At 72.5% G+C, this 768-nt stretch carries 1 protein-coding gene and 1 pseudogene; both read right to left on the bottom strand.

Going from position 1 to position 768, the window contains the following annotated elements; translation table 11 throughout:
• Nucleotides 1-180 precede the first annotated feature (180 nt).
• Nucleotides 181-325 (bottom strand): annotated as a pseudogene (locus AOK11_RS46030) (arylamine N-acetyltransferase); the annotation flags it as partial.
• Between the two features lie 2 nt (nt 326-327).
• Nucleotides 328-768: arylamine N-acetyltransferase family protein (locus tag AOK11_RS38485; protein WP_240497654.1), on the bottom strand; the 441-nt coding region annotated here is incomplete at both ends.

Here is a 768-nt window from a genome sequence, read left to right as displayed (position 1 = left end):
GGCTCCTCGTCGATGCCGAAGCGCTCGCCCAGTTCCTCCGCCACCGCTTCCGCGGCATCCCGGTCGGGCAGCACCAGCACATGTCTCACATCGCTCACGGCAGCCATTGTGTCGGGCAGCCGGCGGACGGCGAAGACCAGGTCGGCCGGTGACCGGCCGGTGCTGCCGACGGGTTCCCGATCAGCCGGCCCGGTGGGGATCTCTCACGGTCGGCACCTGGGTGAGGCGGATTCCGAACCGGTCCCGGTAGTACGCGAGCACCTCCTCGTCCGTCCCCAACTCCCGCTCCTCCCGCGTGCCGTCCGCCGCCGTCGCGGTGACCCGGNNCGCCCCGGCCACGAAGTCGCCGAGCACCCTCGGGCGCCGCTCCAGCCGGTACACCCGCTTCCCGTCCCGCAGCACGTCCAGGTCCGTGAGCGGGGCGACGTCCTGACCGCCGCGCACCCCGGCCGCGTCCGGCGCCGCCCCGGTGATCCGGAACGTGCCCCCGGGGTCCTCCTGATCCCCCCGTTCTCCGAACGCCAGCGGCAACAGGCAGTGCGCCCCGAACCCGACATCGGCCAGCAGGTCGTCCCCGTCCGGGGTCCGTACCCGCAGGGCGAGATGGTCGTACGGGATGCCGAGCCGTCCTCCGTCGCCGTACACCCGCGCGGCGAGCAGGGTGACCTCGTACCCGAGAGCGGTGAGCAAGGTGCCGAACGCTCCGTTTAGTTCGTAGCAGAAGCCGCCTCGCCGGCCGCTCACCACCTTGTCCATCAGCCGTTTCCC

The sequence above is a fragment of the Streptomyces hirsutus genome (assembly GCF_001418415.1).
In the GTDB taxonomy this organism is placed as follows: domain Bacteria; phylum Actinomycetota; class Actinomycetes; order Streptomycetales; family Streptomycetaceae; genus Streptomyces; species Streptomyces hirsutus.
This window is presented reverse-complemented; position numbering and strand designations above follow the sequence as displayed.